The sequence below is a fragment of the Streptomyces sp. NPDC006551 genome, assembly GCF_040611675.1.
Classification (GTDB): Bacteria; Actinomycetota; Actinomycetes; order Streptomycetales; family Streptomycetaceae; genus Streptomyces.
The window spans coordinates 218,392-237,614 of the sequence record NZ_JBEXOT010000001.1 but is presented as its reverse complement, the minus strand read 5'-3'; the positions used below and the strand labels follow the sequence as shown (position 1 = coordinate 237,614).

General features: G+C 72.7%; 17 protein-coding genes. 6 read left to right on the top strand and 11 right to left on the bottom strand.

Translation table 11 applies throughout. The features are described 5' to 3' along the window. Positions 1 to 114: 114 nt before the first annotated feature. Entirely contained in the window at positions 115 to 774 is a 660-nt protein-coding gene (gene msrA, locus ABZY12_RS00975; RefSeq protein WP_356885742.1) for a peptide-methionine (S)-S-oxide reductase MsrA, read from the bottom strand. Positions 775 to 884: 110 nt separating this feature from the next. After that, entirely contained in the window at positions 885 to 1,994 is a 1,110-nt protein-coding gene (locus ABZY12_RS00970) for a hypothetical protein (protein WP_356885740.1), read from the bottom strand. An 84-nt stretch (positions 1,995 to 2,078) separates the two neighbouring features. Here ABZY12_RS00970 and ABZY12_RS00965 point away from each other — a divergent pair, with 84 nt between their 5' ends. Beyond that, a complete protein-coding gene (locus tag ABZY12_RS00965) occupies positions 2,079 to 3,233 on the top strand; it encodes a cystathionine gamma-synthase (protein ID WP_356885738.1) in 1,155 nt (384 codons plus the stop codon). 75 nt (positions 3,234 to 3,308) lie between these two features. Here the strand turns inward: ABZY12_RS00965 and ABZY12_RS00960 are convergent, their stop codons facing one another. From ABZY12_RS00960 to ABZY12_RS00945, 4 genes are all read right to left on the bottom strand, one after another. Beyond that, positions 3,309 to 3,500, bottom strand: a complete 192-nt coding sequence (locus tag ABZY12_RS00960) for a DUF1059 domain-containing protein (RefSeq protein WP_356885736.1) — start codon at positions 3,498 to 3,500, stop codon at positions 3,309 to 3,311. Between the two features lie 61 nt (positions 3,501 to 3,561). Next, positions 3,562 to 3,813: a hypothetical protein gene (locus ABZY12_RS00955; RefSeq protein ID WP_356885734.1), complete on the bottom strand. Its 252-nt coding sequence runs from the start codon at positions 3,811 to 3,813 to the stop codon at positions 3,562 to 3,564. Further along, positions 3,810 to 4,289, bottom strand: coding sequence for a sigma factor-like helix-turn-helix DNA-binding protein (locus ABZY12_RS00950; RefSeq protein WP_356885732.1), 480 nt, complete (start codon positions 4,287 to 4,289; stop codon positions 3,810 to 3,812). The genes ABZY12_RS00955 and ABZY12_RS00950 overlap by 4 nt, the downstream gene beginning before the upstream one ends. Before the next feature lie 31 nt (positions 4,290 to 4,320). Beyond that, positions 4,321 to 4,836, bottom strand: a complete 516-nt coding sequence (locus tag ABZY12_RS00945; protein WP_356885730.1) for a MarR family transcriptional regulator — start codon at positions 4,834 to 4,836, stop codon at positions 4,321 to 4,323. 147 nt (positions 4,837 to 4,983) lie between these two features. Between ABZY12_RS00945 and ilvA the strand changes: the two genes are divergently transcribed. The 3 genes from ilvA to ABZY12_RS00930 all read left to right on the top strand — a co-directional run bounded on the left by ilvA (position 4,984) and on the right by ABZY12_RS00930 (position 8,528). Then, positions 4,984 to 6,213, top strand: a complete 1,230-nt coding sequence (gene ilvA, locus ABZY12_RS00940) for a threonine ammonia-lyase (protein ID WP_356885728.1) — start codon at positions 4,984 to 4,986, stop codon at positions 6,211 to 6,213. Between the two features lie 429 nt (positions 6,214 to 6,642). Further along, positions 6,643 to 7,674, top strand: a complete 1,032-nt coding sequence (locus ABZY12_RS00935) for an ATP-binding cassette domain-containing protein (protein WP_356885726.1) — start codon at positions 6,643 to 6,645, stop codon at positions 7,672 to 7,674. Then, the gene (locus tag ABZY12_RS00930) at positions 7,671 to 8,528 is read left to right on the top strand and encodes an ABC transporter permease (protein WP_356885724.1); all 858 of its coding nucleotides are present in this window, start codon (positions 7,671 to 7,673) and stop codon (positions 8,526 to 8,528) included. The genes ABZY12_RS00935 and ABZY12_RS00930 overlap by 4 nt, the downstream gene beginning before the upstream one ends. 1 nt (position 8,529) lies before the next feature. Here ABZY12_RS00930 and ABZY12_RS00925 read toward each other — a convergent pair whose 3' ends face one another. From ABZY12_RS00925 to ABZY12_RS00910, 4 genes are all read right to left on the bottom strand, one after another. Then, the gene (locus tag ABZY12_RS00925) at positions 8,530 to 10,836 is read right to left on the bottom strand and encodes a serine/threonine-protein kinase (protein ID WP_356885722.1); all 2,307 of its coding nucleotides are present in this window, start codon (positions 10,834 to 10,836) and stop codon (positions 8,530 to 8,532) included. 51 nt (positions 10,837 to 10,887) lie between these two features. Next, a complete protein-coding gene (locus ABZY12_RS00920) occupies positions 10,888 to 13,263 on the bottom strand; it encodes a PQQ-binding-like beta-propeller repeat protein (protein WP_356885720.1) in 2,376 nt (791 codons plus the stop codon). A 118-nt stretch (positions 13,264 to 13,381) separates the two neighbouring features. Continuing rightward, a complete protein-coding gene (gene greA, locus ABZY12_RS00915) occupies positions 13,382 to 13,879 on the bottom strand; it encodes a transcription elongation factor GreA (RefSeq protein WP_356885718.1) in 498 nt (165 codons plus the stop codon). Positions 13,880 to 14,067: 188 nt separating this feature from the next. Beyond that, a complete protein-coding gene (locus tag ABZY12_RS00910; RefSeq protein ID WP_356885716.1) occupies positions 14,068 to 14,469 on the bottom strand; it encodes a DUF4307 domain-containing protein in 402 nt (133 codons plus the stop codon). Between the two features lie 98 nt (positions 14,470 to 14,567). On the opposite strand from ABZY12_RS00910, the gene mca reads away from it, so the two are divergent. Together mca and ABZY12_RS00900 are read left to right on the top strand one after the other, a co-directional pair. Then, on the top strand, positions 14,568 to 15,449 hold the full coding sequence (mca, locus tag ABZY12_RS00905; protein WP_356885714.1) for a mycothiol conjugate amidase Mca: 882 nt from the start codon (positions 14,568 to 14,570) through the stop codon (positions 15,447 to 15,449). A gap of 1 nt (position 15,450) precedes the next feature. Beyond that, entirely contained in the window at positions 15,451 to 15,681 is a 231-nt protein-coding gene (locus ABZY12_RS00900) for a hypothetical protein (RefSeq protein WP_356885712.1), read from the top strand. 60 nt (positions 15,682 to 15,741) lie between these two features. Here the strand turns inward: ABZY12_RS00900 and ABZY12_RS00895 are convergent, their stop codons facing one another. Further along, positions 15,742 to 18,981, bottom strand: coding sequence for a tetratricopeptide repeat protein (locus ABZY12_RS00895; RefSeq protein ID WP_356885710.1), 3,240 nt, complete (start codon positions 18,979 to 18,981; stop codon positions 15,742 to 15,744). Positions 18,982 to 19,223: the final 242 nt, after the last annotated feature.

Genomic DNA, 19,223 nt, shown 5'->3' with positions numbered 1-19,223 from the left:
GGCAAGCCGATAACGTCCGTGCCGCCCGCCCGCCTGGACGGGTGCACGGGCCCGGGATCCCGGCCTCGTGGACGTCACCGAGGCCGGGATCACGCCGTTCGGGCGGGCGGCGGGCTACTCGGCCCGCGCCACGCCGATCGGGCAGGAGACGCCCGTACCGCCGATGCCGCAGTAGCCGGCCGGGTTCTTGTCCAGGTACTGCTGGTGGTACCCCTCCGCCGGGTAGAAGGCGCGGCCTTCGGCGGGGAGGATCTCGGTGGTGATCGTGCCGTAGCCGGAGCCGGTCAGGACCCTCTGGTACGCGGCGCGGGAGGACTCGGCCGCCGCGGCCTGGGCGGGGGAGTGGGTGTAGACGGCGGAGCGGTACTGGGTGCCGACGTCGTTGCCCTGGCGGAAGCCCTGGGTCGGGTCGTGGGACTCCCAGAAGAGCTTGAGCAGCCGCTCGTACGAGACGGTCTTCGGGTCGAAGACGACCCGGACGGCCTCGGTGTGGCCGGTGAGGCCCGAGCAGACCTCTTCGTAGACCGGGTTCGGGGTCAGACCGCCCTGGTAGCCGACGAGGGTCGTCCAGACGCCCTCGGTCTGCCAGAACTTGCGCTCGGCGCCCCAGAAGCAGCCGAGCCCGAAGTCCGCGACCTCAAGCCCGGCGGGGTACGGCCCGAGCAGCGGGTTGCCGAGGACCGTGTGGCGCTCCGGCACGGCGAACTCGGGCTCCGGGCGCCCCTTGAGCGCCTGCTCGGGGGTGGGGAGGACGGGGGTGCGTGACAGGAACATGCGGCATCTCCTCGACGGTGGGCGTTACCCACAACGCCCGGGGCCCGGGAGGGATTCCCCCCGGGCCCCGGCGCCGCGTCCTGTCCGGCCCTGAACGGCCGGAACCGGCTCTAGTGGGGCAGCGTCGCCGGGCTGCCGCCGTTCGCCTCGTAGCCCGCCACCGCCAGGTTGCGGTAGACGGTGTACTCCGCCGCCGGGTCGCCGTTCATCGTCCACGGCAGGGCGCCGACATGACCGTCCACGTGCACCAGCTGGTGCATCGCCTCGGACCAGCGCTCCGCGCGGACCAGGAACAGGACGAGGAGGTGGCGGACGTGGGCGAGCATCGGGTCGTCGGGGCGGGCCGAGTGGACCGCGTACAGCGCACCCTCCATCGCCCTGCTCACCACGGCGGAGCCGTAGAAGTCCCGGACCATCGCGACCTCGGGCAGATGCTCGTACACCGCGAACAGCGGCAGGGCGGCGAGCAGCGAGCCCTGCGGAGCGCGGGCCGCGGCCGCCGTCGCGAAGCGGTCGGCGTCCTCGCGCGAGCCGTGCCACTTCTCGCACCAGTAGTGCAGGGCGGCCAGATGCGCGCCCATGTGCTGCGGCGCCCGGTCGATGATCTTCGCCCAGACCTGGTCGAACTCCTCGTGGCTGTAGCCCAGTCCACGCGCGACGGCGAGCTGCGTGATGTACGGAACGGGGTCGCCGGGAGCCAGCAGCGCCGCCTCCTCGGTCATCTTGCGGGCCTCTTCGAGGATGATCCGGAAGTCGTCCGTGCCGGCCGCCGAGGAACGCCACGCCTGCTGCACCAGGAACTCGGCGTGCACCGCCGCGCCGCCCGCGTCCTTGGGCGACTCCGCGCGCCAGGCGCGCAGCCACGCCCCGCCCACCCCCGGCCGCTGCTGCAGCTCCAGGGAGGCCGCGCCCGCGAACGCCTGGACGCGCTGCCAGCGGACCTCGCCCTCCTTCTCCGTGCCGGCGAGCAGCTGCGAGGCCGCCCGCCAGTCCTGGGTCGCCTGCACCACGTCGAGGACGTCGACCAGGTCGCGGTCGGGTCCCGGCATCCGTACGTCCTGCTCCTCCTGACGCAGGAAGCCGTACGCCTCCGGATCGGCGGCGTCGGGCGAACCGGGCGCCACCTGCTGGATGCCGACACCGCCCCGTCGGTGGCGGACGTACGGAGCGACGACCGCGAACAGCAGGCCCATCGCGAGCAGGAACCAGAGAATCTCCATGCGTCCATTGTCCCGTACGCCCGTGAGACACCGGCTGAGACGGTGGGCGGCGGTGGACCGCTGTCAGGACTACGCTCCTGCCTCATGAGCGACCAGCACTCCCACCAGAGCTTCGAGACCCGCGCGATCCACGCGGGCAACACCGCCGACCCGCTGACCGGCGCGGTCGTCCCGCCCATCTACCAGGTGTCCACCTACAAGCAGGACGGCGTGGGTGGGCTCCGCGGCGGTTACGAGTACAGCCGCAGCGCCAACCCCACCCGTACCGCCCTCGAGGAGAACCTCGCGGCTCTGGAGGGGGGCCGCCGCGGCCTCGCCTTCGCCTCCGGGCTCGCCGCCGAGGACTGCCTGCTGCGCACGCTGCTGGCCCCCGGCGACCACGTGGTCATCCCCAACGACGCCTACGGCGGCACTTTCCGGCTCTTCGCCAAGGTCGTCCAGCGCTGGGGCGTCGACTTCTCGGTCGCCGACACCTCCGACCTCGCCTCTGTGCGGGGCGCGGTCAACGACCGTACGAAGGTGATCTGGGTCGAGACCCCGTCGAACCCGCTGCTCGGCATCACCGACATCGCGGCGGTCGCCGACGTGGCCCGCACGGCCGGCGCGAAGCTGGTCGTCGACAACACCTTCGCCTCCCCGTACCTGCAGCAGCCGCTGGCCCTGGGCGCGGACATCGTGGTGCACTCGCTCACCAAGTACATGGGCGGCCACTCGGACGTCGTCGGCGGTGCGCTGGTGACGGCCGACGAGGCGCTCGGCGAGGAGCTGGCGTACCACCAGAACGCGATGGGCGCGGTCGCCGGTCCGTTCGACTCGTGGATCGTGCTGCGCGGCATCAAGACGCTCGCCGTCCGGATGGACCGGCACAGCGAGAACGCCGGCAAGATCGCCGAGATGCTCACCCAGCACCCGAAGGTCACCAAGGTGCTCTACCCGGGTCTGCCGGAGCACCCGGGCCACGAGATCGCCGCGAAGCAGATGCGTGCGTTCGGCGGAATGATCTCGTTCCAGGTGGTGGGCGGCGAGGAGGCGGCCGTCGAGGTCTGCAACCGGGCGAAGCTGTTCACGCTCGGCGAGTCCCTGGGCGGCGTCGAGTCGCTGATCGAGCACCCGGGCCGGATGACGCACGCCAGCGTCGCCGGGTCGGCCCTGGAGGTCCCGGCGGACCTGGTCCGCCTCTCCGTGGGCATCGAGAACGCCGACGACCTGCTCGCCGACCTGCGCCAGGCGCTCGGCTAGCCGATACGCCGATACGCCGGTACCTCGGTACGTTGTCGGGCCGGGCGCTCCCGCGGGGGGCGCCCGGTCATCGGTTCAGGCGGGGACCTTCTCGTCCTCCAGCGATTCGCGGACCATCGCGCGCAGCTCGAGGCTGTCCGTGTGACCGTGCACCGAGACGGCGTGCTCGGCCGCGGCCCGTACGACTTCCTCTTCCTCACCGATGATGGTGAGCGTGCAGTTCATGACGCTGGGCGTCTTGCGGCAGTCGGCGACTTTCCTGGTCATGACGGTCTCCTCGGGGTCGGAGGTGTCGGACCGTGTGCTGCTCCTTCCACGCTAGTCCTCCTCACCAGCCTTCGAGAGGCGGCGTGGTCCCAGCCGGCGGGACCTCCCACGGCTCCACCACGGACGCCCACACCGCGAACGCGATCACGGCCGCCGCCAGCAGCACCCACAGGACCCGGCGCACCACCCGGCCCCGGTGCAGCAGACGGGTGCCGCGCTCGACCGCCCGCGCCGCCAGGTCGCCGGGGACCTGCGGATGCGGGGATTCGAGCATGCGCCGGACCTGGTCCTCCGGCCGTTCGGGCCGGGTCATGAGGCCGCCCTCCTCGACGGCGCGCCGGCCCGTCTGTCGCTCAGGGCGGAGACGGCGCGGGCGCAGATCGCCCGGACCCGTTCCTCGGGCAGTCCGAGGAGTGCCGCGGTCTGTTCCTCGGCCACCCCCTCGTACAGCCGCAGCACCACGACGAGACGCTCCTGCGGAGTGAGCGCGGCGAGGAGGCCGCCGCCCCGGACGCGATGGTGCCGCCAGGCGGCGCGCGCGAAGCGGGTGGCGAGGTCGGCACGGGTGAGGTCGTACGGATCCTCCCCGCGCAGCCGGTCCCAGTGGGCGTAGGTGTGGGCGAGGGAGGCGGTCAACAGCGCCTGGGCGCGCGGGTTGCGGGCCCGGGTCTCGGCCGTGAGCAGCGTCGCGGCATGCAGCAGCCGCCCCGCCGCGCCCGCCACGAACGCCTCGAACTGCCGGGTGCGGCGGCGCTGTTCACCGCCCGGACCGTCCTGCCGATCTCGCACGTCCTCATATGAGGACAGGGCGGGGCCCGGGTCAAGAGGTCGGGGAGGACTCCGCTTCCGGGTTCGCGGGAAGGCCCGTCTGGCGCGCGGACAGGGCCGAGTTGAAACGGGTGAGCAGGGTGCAGAACGACTCGCGCTCGGCCGGGGTCCAGCCTTCCGTCACCTCGGCCATCAGCTGCCGGCGCGAGGAGCGGACCTCCTCCAGGCGGGTCAGCCCGCGCGGGGAGAGCTGGAGTACGACCGCCCGCCCGTCCTCCGGGTGCGAGGTGCGCTTGACCAGGCCCGTGTCGACGAGCGGGGCGACCTGGCGGGTGACGGTGGACGAGTCGATGCCCATGCCCGCCGCGAGCGCCTTGACGCCCATCGGACCCTCCTGGTCCAGCCGGTTGAGGAGCAGGTACGCGGCGCGGTCCATGGAGTTGCGGAGCTGGCCGGTGCCGCCGAGGCGGGTCTGTTCGGCCCGGCGGGCGAAGACGGCCACCTGGTGCTGGAGGGCATCGAGGAGACCGGGGTCAAGCTCAGTCGTCATGTCCTGAGATGTGGGCATGGCTGTGGGGGGCTCTCTCGTGCGGTGGTCGGTTGGTGGGGGACAGAGTACGCGGAGCGGCGTGAGTCCGTACCGGCGCTGCGCAAACCCGATGCGGCCCCGCTCCCCGGGCGGCCACGAGGCCGGTGAACTGCGAGACTTGCTGTCATGAGCTTCCGTACGCCGCACCCCTTGCATCCCCTGATCCTCGACGATGTCCGCGGGGCGCAGAAGATGCTGTCCGGTGTGGCCAGAGTGACCGCGATGGAGGGCAGCCGCTATCTGTCCTCCCTGGTGGGAGCGCCTGTTCACTTCAAGTGCGAGAACCTTCAACGAACGGGTTCGTTCAAGCTGCGCGGGGCGTACGTACGGATCGCGGGGCTGCGGCCCGAGCAGCGGGCGGCCGGGGTGGTCGCCGCCTCGGCGGGCAACCACGCGCAGGGCGTCGCGCTCGCCTCCGCCCTCCTCGGTGTCCACGCGACGGTCTTCATGCCGGTCGGGGCCCCGCTGCCGAAGGTCGCCGCGACCCGGGACTACGGCGCCGAGGTGCGGCTGCACGGCCATGTCGTGGACGAGTCGCTGGCGGCGGCGGAACAGTACGCGGCGGAGACCGGCGCGGTCTTCATCCACCCCTTCGACCACCCGGACATCATCGCCGGTCAGGGCACGGTCGGCCTGGAGATCCTGGAGCAGTGCCCGGAGGTCCGCACGATCCTGGTCGGCGTCGGCGGTGGGGGCCTGGTGGCCGGCATCGGGCTCGCGGTGAAGTCGGTGCGCCCCGATGTGAAGGTCATCGGCGTCCAGGCGGAGGGCGCGGCCGCCTACCCGCCCTCGCTGGCCGCGGGGCACCCGGTCGCGATCGAGTCGCCGGTGACGATGGCGGACGGGATCAAGGTGGGGCGGCCCGGCGACGTACCGTTCGCGATCATCCAGGAGTGCGTCGACGAGATCCGTACGGTCTCGGAGGACGCGCTCTCCACGGCGCTGCTGCTCTGTCTGGAGCGGGCGAAGCTGGTGGTCGAACCTGCGGGCGCGAGCCCGGTGGCGGCGCTGCTGAGCGACCCGAAGGCGTTCCAGGGACCGGTGGTGGCCGTGCTGTCCGGCGGGAACGTGGATCCGCTCCTGATGCAGCGGATCCTGCGGCACGGCATGGCGGCCGGCGGTCGCTATCTGAGCCTGCGGCTGCGGGTCACGGACCGGCCGGGAGCGCTGGCGACACTGCTCGCCGTGCTGACGGTGGTCGACGCCAACGTGCTGGACGTGAGCCATGTGCGGACCGATCCGCGGCTGGGACTTACGGAGGCGGAGGTCGAGCTGCACCTGGAGACGAAGGGCCCGGAGCACTGCGAGGAGGTCGCGACGGCGCTGCGGGAGGCGGGCTACACGGTGATCGGCTAGGTCGTGTCCGCGAAGTCTCGCCCGGCCCGCGACGCCTGGCACGCCCTCCCCCGTAGCCCTTCGGGCACGGGAGGTGCCCCCATGCCGCGTTGCCGAAATGCCCGAGCAGCTCCGCTACGAGGGCATCCCGGCGCCTTGCGATCGCACGCACCGGACGCCGCGAACCCCGCCCTTCGGGCGGACGGCGATGCTTTGCGGACACTCCCTGGGGCCTGATCCGCCGGACAGGCCCAAGGGCCTGCCGCCACTCGGAGAAGGCCAGGGCGCGGGGGACCGGAGAGGTCCCCCGCGCCCTTTGCGTGCGCACCGGCGTTGCGTATCGCGATGTATCGCGTTAGCGTGTGGTGGCGGTCACAAATTCAGTGGGCGGTGCCCGCCCTTCGAACTTAAACTCGCGTGGAAAACGCCCAAATCCCTGGGAGAAACCACATGCCAGGCGCGATCTACGCCGAAGGTCTGGTGAAGACCTTCGGCGACGTACGAGCTCTGGACGGCGTGGACCTCGACGTACCCGAGGGCACGGTCCTGGGCCTGCTCGGCCCGAACGGCGCGGGGAAGACGACCACCGTCCGCGTCCTGACGACACTGCTCCAGCCGGACAGCGGCAAGGCGGTCGTCGCCGGAATCGACGTCCTCAAGCACCCCAACGAGGTCCGCCGCTCGATAGGTCTCTCCGGCCAGTTCGCCGCCGTGGACGAATATCTGACGGGGCGTGAGAACCTCCAGATGGTCGGCCGGCTCTACCAGATGAACGCCAAGCGGGCGAAGGCCCGGGCGGGCGAACTCCTGGAGCGGTTCAACCTCGCCGACGCGGCCGACCGCCCCGCCAAGACGTACTCCGGCGGTATGCGCCGCCGCCTCGACCTCGCCGCCGCCCTCGTCGTCTCACCGCCCGTGATGTTCATGGACGAGCCGACCACCGGCCTCGACCCCCGCAACCGGCAGGCGCTGTGGGAGGTCATCCAGGAGCTGGTCGCGGGCGGTACGACCCTGCTCCTGACGACCCAGTATCTGGAGGAGGCAGACCACCTCGCCCACGACATCTGCGTCGTCGACCACGGCAAGGTCATCGCGCGCGGCACCTCGGACCAGCTCAAGGCCCAGACGGGCGGCGAGCGCGTCGAGGTCGTCGTCCACGAGCGCGAGATGATCGACCCGGCCCGCGACGTGCTCGCCCGCTACGGCCTGGCCGGCATCGGCCACGGCGAGGTCGCGGTCGAGGAACACACCCGCAAGCTGACCGTCCCCGTCACCGGCGGCGCCAAGCTGCTCGCCGAGGTCATCCGCGATCTCGACACCCGGGGCGTCGAGATCGACGACATCGGACTGCGGCGGCCCACGCTCGACGACGTCTTCATCTCGTTGACCGGCCACGCGGCCGAACTGGCGGACGAGGAGAACGGCGAGGCGGCGCAGGACGCCAAGGGCCGCGCGAAGAGCCGGAAGGAGGCGGCCAAGTGACCGCAGTGACGGATGCCCCGCAGCTCAAGGGCCCCAGGCCGCGCGGCGGAATCGCCCAGTCGATCAGCGACTCCCTGGTCGTCGCCCAGCGCAACCTCATCCGGATGACCCGGATCCCCGAGATGATCATTTTCGGGCTGATCCAGCCGATCATGTTCGTGGTGCTGTTCAGCTACGTCTTCGGCGGCTCGATCAGCGTCGGCGGCAGCACCTCGCCCGCCGCCTACCGCGAGTTCCTGATGGCGGGCATCTTCGCCCAGACGGTCACCTTCGCCACGGCCGGCGCGGGCGCGGGCATCGCCGACGACATGCACAAGGGCCTCATCGACCGCTTCCGGTCCCTGCCGATGGCACGCGGCGCGGTCCTGACCGGCCGTACCCTGGCCGACCTGGTGCAGACCGCCCTCACGGTCGTGGTCCTCGCGATCGTCGCGCTCCTGGTCGGCTGGCGCACGCACGAGAACATCGGCAAGGTCCTGGGAGGTTTCGCCCTCCTGCTCCTCCTCGGCTACGCCTTCTCGTGGATCGGCGCGCTGATCGGTCTCTCCGTACGGACCCCGGAGGCGGCCACGTCCGGCGGCCTGATCTGGCTCTTCCCGCTGACGTTCATCTCCAACGCGTTCGTGCCGTCGGAGAACATGCCGACGTTCCTGCGCCACATCGCCGAGTGGAACCCGTTCAGCGCCACGGTCCAGGCGGCCCGCGAGCTCTTCGGCAACCTCCCACCGAACTACCCGGTCCCCGACGCCTGGCCGATGCAGCACCCGGTGTGGGCCTCGATCATCTGGTCCGTCCTGATCATCGTGGTGTTCCGGACCCTGGCCGTACGGAAGTACCGCTCGGCGACCGCCTGAATCAGGGCAGATAGCCCGAGACCACCAGGCCGTCGGAGAGGGCGAGGAAGACCGCCCCTCCGGCGGCCAGGACCGTCGAGGCGCCCTGGTACACGGCGTCGTCGTTCCCGGGCTGGGTGAACCCGATCGAGTCGTACGCGTGGGCGTCGGTCGGCGGATTCTCCAGGGGAAGCGAGACGACGGTGGTCCCGGCGGCCGAAAGCAGCCGGTCGCCCGCGAACCACACCCGCTCCACCTGCTCCGCCGTGGTGGAGGCCGGCCGACGCCACCGCTCCTCGCCGCTCTCCAGGTCGTACGTGTAGAGCGTGTCGCCGTCGCTCAGGCCCACGACGCCCCGGGAGTTCACCGCGGGCGCCCCCACGATCAGCACCCCTTCGCCGAGCGTCCGCAGCCGCTTCAGGGAACGGCCGTCGAGCACGGCGACCCCGCCGCCCGAGGCGCTCGGGCAGAGCACGCGCTCCTTGTGGACGAGGACCGAGTAGCAGCCGTTCTCGTCCGATCCCCGAGCCGTCTCCTCGCCCGTACGGGCGTCCAGAGCCAGCACCATGCCGTTGCCCGGTACGAAGACCGAGCCGCCCGCCGCCACCGGCTGCTCGGGCAGGACGTCGAGCGGCGTTCTCCACAGCTCCTTGCCGCCCTCGGCCGGCCTCACCGCCGTGACCAGGCCCGACCGTTCGTCACGCACATTGACGTACGTCGCGTACAGCACGCCGTCGTGCAGGTCCGTGCCCTTCACCGCCCAGTCGCCGTCCGGTGCGGGCCGCCGCCACCGTTCCCCGCCGTCCGCGACGGCGTACGACACGACACCGTCCGGGCCCGTCACGGCGACCTGGTCACCGACGACCGCCGGGTACTGCGGCGAGGCCCGCGGGGCCTCCCCCCGGCCGGGCTTCGACCAGAGCACCTCGCCGTCGGCGGACCTCAGCGCCGTCACCGCGCCGCCCGCCCCCGAGCAGACCATGACCTCCGGGCCGAGGGCGCACGGCCCCGGGCCGGCGCCGATCCGCTTCGCCCAGGGTGACCAGCCGGCCGGACGGGAGGAGCGATCCGCCCCCGCCGGCCCGAAGTCGTTCGCGTGGCCCTCGCCGCCGTACGGCAGCACGACCCGGCTGAGCGTCGCGGGCGCGGCACTCGCGCTCGGAGTCGCGCCGCCGGCCCCACCGGTCGCGCCGCCCGAACCGCCCTCCGCGCCCAGCCGGTCGGACATCACCACACCGACCGCGGCGAGGACGGCCACCGCCACCGCCCCGGCCGCGAACCGCCCCCACCGCCCGCGCGAAGGCCTCGACGCGGACGGCTCGGACGCCGCGGCGGGCCGGTACCCGGCCGCCGTGGGGGAGTACGGCACCTGTGGGGCGACGACCGTCGGCAGATCCGCCACACCCGCCCCGGATGCCGCCGCCTCCCCGATCCGCCGCGCCGCGTCCCCGTACTCGGAGAGCTGTGCCAGCACCCCGCCCGGCCAGGGAAAGGCGGTCGGCACCTCGGAGCCCAGGAGTTCCACCAGCTCCGCCGCCGACGGCCGTTCGGCCGGGTCGAGCCGCAGGCACCGCTCCACCACCGGCCGCAACTCCTCCGGTACGCCCTCCAGTTCGGCGTCGGCCCGGCTGATCCGGTAGACGACGGCCGCCATCTCGTCGTCGTGGAACGGCCCCCGCCCGCTCGCCGCGAACGCCAGGACCGCACCCAGACAGAACACGTCCGACGCCGGGACGACGGCCCGGCTTCCGGTCAGATGCTCCGGCGACATGAACCCCGGCGATCCCACCACGAGCCCCGTCGAGGTCAGCGCCGTCGCCTCGAAGGCCTGCGCGATACCGAAGTCGATCAGCTTCGGCCCGGCGGCACCGAGGAGCACGTTCGCGGGCTTCAGGTCCCGGTGCAGCACCTTCGCCCCGTGCACGGCCTCCAGCGCCCGCGCGAGCGCCGCGCCCACCGCCCGTACGGCCGCGATCGGCAGCGCCCCGGACCGGACGACCGCCTCCGCGAGCGAGGGCCCGGGAACGTACTCGGTCGCCAGCCAGGGCACGGGCGCGTCCGCGTCGGCGTCGACGAGCGCGGCGGCGTACGGGCCGCTGACCGCCCGCGCCGCCGTGATCTCCCGCCGGAACCGGACCCGGAAGTCTCCGTCGACCTCCAGGTCCTCCCGCACCGTCTTCACGGCGACCATCCGGTACGGATCGGCCGTCGGCTCGTCCGCCCGGCAGGCCAGATGGACCTCGCCCATCCCGCCCGCCCCGAGCCGGGCGAGCAGCCGGTAGGGGCCGACAAGCCGTGGGGGCTGCCCGGCGGGCAGTGCTTCCAGCACCGAAGGTGTCCTCTCACTCCATCGACGTACGTCTCAGTACGCCTCAGTACGTCACTCGGGGAGCTCCACGGAGGCCACGGCGCCCGTGTCGTGGACGACGTACGCGATTCCGCCGACCGGCAGGACCTCGGGCGAGCGGATCATCCCCTCGATGGTCAGGCCGTACTCCAGGTCGGGGCCCCGCTCCGCGCGCGGGCCCGGCGCGCCCGGTACGGGGATCGCTTTCAGCCCACCCGGTCTGCCGTCCTCGCCCAGCGGGACGGCGTACAGCGCGGAGTAGTCGGCGTACAGCACCTGGTTCCCGGCGAGCAGCGGTGCGGACCACGCCTGCTCGAGCCCCGAGGGCGCCGCCTTCGCCGGGTACGACCCGAGCTGCCGGCCGTCGCGCGGATCGTGGATCCGCAGACCGCCGTCGAAGGTGACGGCGGTCTTCGGGCCGATCACGTCGGGCCGCAGCTTCTCCACGGGCGCCGGCAGGCTGCCCTTCGACGCGAGGCCGGCCGCGTCGAGGACGCGCAGACGCGGCTTCGCGGTGGCGTTGTGCGGCACGTCGACGCAGTAGGCCGAGGCGCCGAGGATCTTCAGTTCCTCGCACGCCTTGGCGTCGCCGTCGACCTGACCGCGTTCGACGCCGGTCTTGGCGTCGAACGCGACGAGACCGGCGTCGGTCAGCGCGTAGACCTGGTGGCCGGCGAAGGCCACCGGTTCGAAGGGCCGGATGGCCGAGCGCGGCAGGACGGCGTTGGTGAGCTTCTTCTCCCACAGCTCGGTGCCGTCCTCGAGGGAGAACGCGGTGAGGCGGAAGTCCTCCCACGCACCGGCGTCGCCCGGGCCCTTCGTGGCGGCGAAGACGACCCCGTCCCCGACCAGCGGGCGCGACCCGGAGCCCTGGGCACCCGTCGCCTCGCCCTCCCAGCGGACGGCCCCGGTGCGCGCGTCGCGCACCTGGAGCTTGCCGCGCGACGCGAGCACGACCGCCGTGTCATGGACGGTGGGCCGGGCCGTCGCGCCCGGGATGAAGACGCCGCCCGTCGGCCCGATGTAGCTGAGGTCGTCCCGTGGGTCCTCGACGAGGTCCGCCTCCCACAGCTTCCGTCCGCTCGCCGTGTCCAGCGCCTCGTAACGCCCGTCCGTCGTCCGGCACACCAGCACCGACTCCCCGGCCGCGCACCCGAACGCCGGCGCGCTCAGCTTCCCCCGCCACGGCTTCCAGCCGGCCGGCCGCTGGTCCGCGTTCTGCGGTACGACCCCGGAGGAGTCGGCCAGACCCCGGTGGTCGACGCCCGCGACGCGGGGCCCGGCGGCCGGTGGGCCGGCCTTCGGCGTCCGGCCCTTCTCGCCCTCCGGCCACAGCAGATACGCCCCGAGACCGCCCGCCACCACCGCGAGGGCCACCACGGCCGCGAGGAGCCCCCGGCGCTTCGGTCGAGACGCGGCGGGAGCGCCGGGCGCCACCGGCGGCATCGTCGGCAGCTGGTGCGGCCCCAGGGCCGCCACCGGCGCGGCCGGCACCTCGACCAGCGGGCCGCCCGACGCCACGAGCTGCGCGAGCTCCCTTCCGTACTCCCCGATGTGCTCCCGTACGCTCTCGGGCCACGCCGGCTCCCGCTCGCCGCCGAGCAGCTCCACCAGCCGCTCCGGCGCCGGGCGGGAGGCCGGGTCGGCGCTCAGACAGGCACCGATCACGTCCCGCAGCTCCTCCGGCACCCGCGTCAGGTCCGCCTCCGCCTGCGAGACGCGGTAGAGCACGGCCGCCACCGGACCGTCGCCGAAGGGGTCCTCGCCGGTCGCCGCGTAACAGAGCAGCGAGCCGAGGCAGAACACGTCGGAGGCGCCCGTCACCGAGCGCGCCCCGGCGACATGCTCGGGGGACATGAAGGAAGGCGTGCCGACCATCATTCCGGTCGCGGTCATGGTCGTGGCGCCGTTGTTGCGGGCGATGCCGAAGTCGATCAGGCGCGGCCCGTCGACGGACAGCATGACGTTGCCGGGCTTGAGGTCGCGGTGCAGGACTCCGGCCGTGTGCAGGTCGGCCAGCGCGCGGGCGATCCCGGCACCCAGCCGCCGTACCGTCGCCACCGGCAGCGGACCGCTCCGGCGCACGGCCTGCGACAGGCTGGGGCCCGGGACGTACGCCGTCGCCAGCCAGGGCACCTCGGCGTCGGGGTCCCCGCCCAGGGGAGCCGCGGCGTACGGGCTCCGTACCAGACGCGCGACCTTGATCTCACGCCGGAAGCGGTCCCGGAAGGCGGGATCGGCGGCGAAGTCCCGGCGGACGGTCTTGACGGCCACGAAGAGGCCCTCACCCGCGGCGCCGCCGGACGCCCGCCCCAGGAACACCTCGCCCATGCCGCCGGCGCCGAGCCGTGCGAGCACCTCGTACGGTCCGATCCGCCGTGGCGCGCCCTCGCGCAGCGGTCCCAGCACCCTGTCCTCCCCCTCGTGACGCGACTGACGCGACGTCAGGGCGGCATCATTGCATGGGCATGAAAAGCGGAGGGCCGGACCCCGTGGGGTCCGGCCCTCCGCTTCGAAGGGAAAGGCGTCAGCCGGTGTACGGCTTGGCGCTCAGGATCTTCACCGTGGCCTTCTTGCCGTTCGGCAGCTCGTACTCGGCGTCCTCGCCGGCCTTCTTGCCGTTGACGCCCACGCCGAGCGGCGACTGCGGCGAGTAGGTCTCGATGTCACTGCTCGCGTACTCGCGGGAGGCGAGCAGGAAGGTCATCGTGTCGTCCTCGTCACCGTCGAAGGCGATCGTGACGACCATGCCGGGCGCGACGACACCCTCGTCGGCCTGAGCCTCGCCCACCTGGGCGTGCTCCAGGAGCTGGGTGAGCTGGCGCACCCGGAGCTCCTGCTTGCCCTGCTCCTCCTTGGCCGCGTGGTACCCGCCGTTCTCGCGCAGGTCGCCCTCCTCGCGCGCCGCGGCGATCTTGGCGGCGATCTCGGTTCGCGCGGGACCAGACAGGTACTCCAGCTCGGCCTTGAGCTGGTTGTACGCCTCCTGGGTGAGCCAGGTGACGTTGTCGCTGGTCTGGGTCACAGGTGCTCCTCGTAGGTACTGGGAATACAAAGCATCGCCCTACCCGGAAGGATGTCCCTCCTGAGTGGGCGAAACCACGAGCCTAACAATTAGTGGCGAAAAGGGGGAGGACCTCAACCATCAGGATGACGTCGCCCCAGGTCAGCGGGTGGACGCGGTCCGACTCGCCGTACGGTCCCTACCCACTGCTATCGGGCGCTACACCCGACGAGCTCGGCACTGGTCGCGCGCGCGGTCGTACGGATCGTCCAGACGCGGTCGATCCGCTCGCCCGCCTCCTCGACGCGGACGTCCTTGCGCCCGACCTCCGCCCCGTCCTCGGCGCGCGAGCGCAGCGTGCAGACGCCCTGGGCGTCGGTGTCCTTGCGGACCTCCAGATGCACCTGGACCTCGCTGTCGCTGACGACATCGAACTTGATCATCTCGGCGCTGATCTTGTTGTCGGCGACGTAGTACCAGCCGAACCAGCCCATCAGGCCGAGGAAGAGCACGCCGAGCACAGCGCCGGCGACCTTGAGCGTGCGGTCGGCGCGCTCGTCCGCGGAGCGGCCGTAGCGCCCCTCGGGCAGCTGCTCTCGCACCGCGCTCATGGTCTTTCCTCTCGACGCCGGGGCACCCGGAATTTTCCGCCCCCCGGTTCCGTCACTATAGAGACCTCCCTCCGCGACGAATCACCGAGGACCGAGTCTTGACTGAGCAGCTGCGACTGATGGCCGTTCACGCCCACCCCGACGACGAGTCGAGCAAGGGCGCGGCCACGATGGCCAAGTATGTGTCCGAGGGGGTGGACGTCCTCGTGGTCACGTGCACGGGCGGCGAGCGCGGCTCCATCCTCAACCCCAAGCTCCAGGGCGACGCCTACATCGAGGCGAACATCCACGAGGTGCGCCGCAAGGAGATGGACGAGGCGCGCGAGATCCTCGGCGTGAAGCAGGAGTGGCTGGGCTTCGTCGACTCCGGCCTGCCCGAGGGCGACCCGCTGCCGCCGCTTCCCGAGGGCTGCTTCGCGCTGCAGGACATCGACAAGGCGGCCGGCGAGCTGGTCCGCAAGATCCGTTCCTTCCGTCCGCAGGTCATCACGACCTACGACGAGAACGGCGGCTACCCCCACCCCGACCACATCATGACCCACAAGATCACGATGGTGGCCTTCGACGCCGCCGCGGACACCGATAAGTACCCGGAGGCCGAGTTCGGCCCGGCCTTCCAGCCGCAGAAGCTCTACTACAACCAGGGCTTCAACCGGCCCCGAACGCTCGCCCTGCACCAGGCGCTGCTCGACCGGGGCCTGGAGTCCCCGTACGGCGAGTGGCTGGAGCGCTGGAAGGAGTTCCAGCCCGCCGAGCGCACGCTGACCACCTCCGTCCCGTGCGCGGACTTCTTCGAGACCCGTGACAAGGCCCTGGTCGCCCACCGTACGCAGATCGACCCGGACGGCGGCTGGTTCCGCGTGCCCATGGAGATCCAGAAGGAGGTCTGGCCGACGGAGGAGTACGAGCTCAGCAAGTCGCTGGTCGATACCTCCCTCCCCGAGAGCGACCTCTTCGCGGGCATCCGCGACAATGCCTGACATGAGCGCACACCTGGCACTGACCCACCTTGTCCCCCTGGCCGCCCAGGAGCTGGACAAGAACAAGGTGACCCCCGGCGTCCTCGGCTTCGTCGTCTTCGCCGTGATGGCCGCCGCCGTCTGGATGCTGATGAAGTCGATGAACCGCCACATGGGCAAGGTCACCTTCGAGGAGGCCCCGGACCCGGCCGCCGCCGCACCGAAGGCGGCGAAGGCGCCTTCCCAGGACTAGCTCGTCGCACCCCTGACGCGGGCCCCGGGATCGCCCGGGCCCGCGTCAGAGGCGCTCCTGTCACGTCGCCACCACCGGCACCCCCATCACCTCCCGGGCGTGCCGGTTCGGCACCATGCCCAGGCCCCAGGCCTGCCAGCCCGCCGCCGACCGGACGCCTCGCTCCAGGACCAGGCCGTACGCCTCCGCGCAGTCCTCCAGCTTGCCGTCGCGCGTCGCGTGCCGGTCCTCGAGCAGACGGGCCAGCTCCTCCCGCGCCGCCGCCGTGCCGGCCTCCACACCGCCCGGGAAGGCGTACGGAAGCAGCGTGCAGCGCAGGAAGCGGGCCCAGTCCGCGCCCCGGCGGTCGTCGTACGAGAGGAACAGCCGGGCCGCCTCCTCGCACAGCTCCAGCGCCTGCGCGGCCCTGTTGTTCCCGGCGTCGACGATCGCCAGCTCCAGGCAGGTCCACGCCTCGCCGTGGGCCACCCCGATCCGGTGGAAGTCCGCCCGGGCGTCGACCAGGAGCTGCCGGGCGAAACCGGAGTTGCGCAGATTGCCGGTCCGGGCCGCGCGCTGGTCCCTGGTCACCCGGCCCGAGTGGTGCCGGGCGCAGGCCAGCCCGTACACGTCCCGCATCCGGGAGAACATCGTGCGCGCCCGCTCCAGCTCCCGTACCGCCTGGTCCAGGTCGCCGGACTCCTCCAGGGCGTGCCCCAGGTAGTAGAGAGTCCAGGCCTCGCCCCGGGCGTCCTCCTGCTCGCGGTGGCGGGAGAGCGCCTGGCGCAGCCCGTCGACCGCCGCGGCGGCGTCCCCCTCGACGAGCCGGGCGCGGGCCAGCTGGGTCATCGCCCACGCCTGTCCCCGGCCGTCGTGGGTGCGCCCGTACTGGTCGAGGGCCTGCCGCAGCGCAGTCTCCGCACGCGGCGCGTCGCCCATGCGCAGACAGACCTGGCCGAGCTGGAAGTGCGCCCACGCCTCGCCGTGCAGGGACTCGTTCTCCCGGTGCAGCGCGAGGGCCCGATCGAGCAGGGACAGCGCCTCCGCCAGCCGGCCCCGGTCCCGCTCCACCGCCGCGAGGGCGTGCAGCGTCCAGCCCCGGTCGGCGGCGAGCGAGTCCGGCTCCTGCAGCACGAGCGCCTCGCGCAGCTTCGCCGACGCCTCCGTCAGATTGCCCTGGTGGTGCAGCGTGATCCCGAGCGAGCAGAGCGCGAGGGCGGCCCCCGCGTCCTGGTGGGCCTCCTGATAGAGGGAGACCACCGACGTCAGCGTGGTGCGCGCCTTGTCCAGCTCACCGAGCTGCCGGGCCGCGATACCGGTCCGCCACTGCACGGACCGGGACAGCAGGCCCTGTCCCACGGCGTCGGTCAGCTCGTTGATCTCGCCGAGCCGGTACAGGTCGCCGCGCAGCAGGCAGTAGTCGCAGAGCGCGCCGAGCAGATTCAGTACGGTCTGCTGGTCGACGCCCTCGGCGTGCCGCAGCGCCGCCGTGATGAAGCTCGACTCCTCGTCCAGCCAGCGCAGGGCCGCGTCCAGCGAACCGAAGCCGTGCCCGCCGAACCGGTCGGCGCGCGTCGACATCTTCCCGTCGACCATCCGGATCACCGCGTCCGCCAGCTCCGCGTAGTTCTGGATCAGCCGCTCCTGCGCCGCCGCGACCTCCGCCGCGTCCTCCTCGTCGGCGAGCCGGAGGGCCGCGAAACCGCGCACGGAGTCGTGCAGCCGGTACCGCTCTCCGCCTCCGCCCTGCGGCGTGGGGGGACCCCCGCGGACGTGGTCCAGGAGGCCGGCCCGCGACAGCTCCCGCAGCAGCCGGGCCCCGTCCTGGCCCTTCCCGCCGAGCAGCGCGGCGGCCGCCGCCGCACCCAGGGAGGCCCGTCCGGCCAGCGAGAGCCGGCGCAGCAGCCGTCGCCCGTCCTCGTCGAGATCGGCGGAGTACCGTACCGACAAGGCCCGTTCGAGGGGATCGGAGCTCCCGGACCGCGCCAGCAGACCCGCCAGGTCGCTCATCGAACGGCGCCCGAGGAGGGAGCCCGCCACCCGCAGCGCCAGCGGAAGCCCGCCGCACAGCTCCCGGACCCGGTCGAAGGCGTCGGCGTCGTACGGGCCCGGGTCGGGCGCCTCCGCCGTCTCCCGCAGCAGCTCCTCCGCGCCCGCCGCGTCCAGCGCCTCCACCGACAGCCGGTGCACGGAGGCCGGTACGTCCGCCCCGAGATCCAGCGGCTCCCGGCAGGTGACCAGGACCAGACTGTCCGAACGCTCCGGCAGCAGCGTCCGCACCTGTTCCGCGTCCACCGCGTCGTCGAGCACCACCGTCACAGGCAACCCGGTCAGATGCTGGTGGTACAACTCCGCCAGCCTTCGGACCTGCTGCTCCGGGGAGGCGCGCTCCCGGAAGAGGAGCTGTTCGCGCGGCGCGCCCAGCCGGTTCAGCAGGTGCAGCAGCGCCTCCCGCGTGGACAGCGGCTTCTCGCCGCGCGTCCCGCCGCCCCGCAGATCCACCACGCACGCCCCGCGGAACTGGTCCTTCAGCGCGTGCGCCGCCCGTACGGCGAGCGTCGTGCGTCCGGCGCCGGGCTCGCCGTGCAGCACCACGACCGTCGGCCGGGTCGCCGTCGACGCCCGCCCGGCCTGCACCCATCGGGTGATCTGCGCCAGTTCCGCCCGCCGCCCCGCGAACGGCCCCGCCGGGTCGGGGAGATGCCCGAAGGACTGCTCCAGTACGGTACGGCGCCGGGCCGCCGCGCTGCGGTCCGCGCCGCGCAGCTGGGCGACGACCTTCCGCGGAGGCCTCTGGGCGGTGAGCAGGACCCGCTGCTGGTCGAGGAAGGGCCGCACACCCCGTACCTCAAAGGCCGTGAGCCACCGCAGCCGGAGCTGCTCGGGTCCGCCCGGCCGGCCGAGCGCGCCCGCTCTGCGGTGCGCGGCCGGCCAGTGTCCGGCGGTCACCTTCAGAACAGTCGCCGCCGCGCCCGCCACCGCCACGACGGCCCCGGCGCCCAGCGCCGTCCCGGCGGCCGTGCCCAGCGCCAGGTCCGCGCCGACCGCGGCGGCCGCCGTCACGGCGGTGACCAGCACGGGGGTTCCCACCGCATCCCTGCTGAACCGGTCCGCCAGTGACCGCTGCCCCGCCTCCGCCTCCTCGAGTACGCGCACATACTCCGCGTACTCCTCGCCCGCACCCGCCGCCATGGTGTCCAGCGCGGCCCGGCCGCGTGCCAGCAGCGCCGTGGAGTCGATGCGGCCACCGGAGCGCCGAACCTCCTCCTCCACGAGGCGTGCAAACAACCCCTCGGCTTCGGCCCGGTGGCTGTCCCGCATGTGCGTCCCCCTCCGCAAGCTTCCGCTTCCGTGAACAAGTGTCCTGCGCAACGCGCGTCAGCGCGAGGGAGCGGGGCCGACGACCGGCGCCCCCACCAGGACCGCCCGCGGGAACGGCCCGGACCGAACGGCTGCCCGTCGACCTCACATCCGGTGGCGTTCATCTGCTGAATAGCGCGTCCGAGTGAGCCGCCGGAACCAATCCATTTTCCGGCAGTTGATCAGGACGCTTCGGTAACGGA

Coding starts and splice junctions, on each gene's coding strand:
- msrA (WP_356885742.1), bottom strand. CDS start 774: ATGTTCCTGTCACGCACCCCCGTCCTCCCCACCCCCGAGCAGGCGCTC.
- ABZY12_RS00970 (WP_356885740.1), bottom strand. CDS start 1,994: ATGGAGATTCTCTGGTTCCTGCTCGCGATGGGCCTGCTGTTCGCGGTC.
- ABZY12_RS00965 (WP_356885738.1), top strand. CDS start 2,079: ATGAGCGACCAGCACTCCCACCAGAGCTTCGAGACCCGCGCGATCCAC.
- ABZY12_RS00960 (WP_356885736.1), bottom strand. CDS start 3,500: ATGACCAGGAAAGTCGCCGACTGCCGCAAGACGCCCAGCGTCATGAAC.
- ABZY12_RS00955 (WP_356885734.1), bottom strand. CDS start 3,813: ATGACCCGGCCCGAACGGCCGGAGGACCAGGTCCGGCGCATGCTCGAA.
- ABZY12_RS00945 (WP_356885730.1), bottom strand. CDS start 4,836: ATGCCCACATCTCAGGACATGACGACTGAGCTTGACCCCGGTCTCCTC.
- ilvA (WP_356885728.1), top strand. CDS start 4,984: ATGAGCTTCCGTACGCCGCACCCCTTGCATCCCCTGATCCTCGACGAT.
- ABZY12_RS00935 (WP_356885726.1), top strand. CDS start 6,643: ATGCCAGGCGCGATCTACGCCGAAGGTCTGGTGAAGACCTTCGGCGAC.
- ABZY12_RS00910 (WP_356885716.1), bottom strand. CDS start 14,469: ATGAGCGCGGTGCGAGAGCAGCTGCCCGAGGGGCGCTACGGCCGCTCC.
- ABZY12_RS00900 (WP_356885712.1), top strand. CDS start 15,451: ATGAGCGCACACCTGGCACTGACCCACCTTGTCCCCCTGGCCGCCCAG.
- ABZY12_RS00895 (WP_356885710.1), bottom strand. CDS start 18,981: ATGCGGGACAGCCACCGGGCCGAAGCCGAGGGGTTGTTTGCACGCCTC.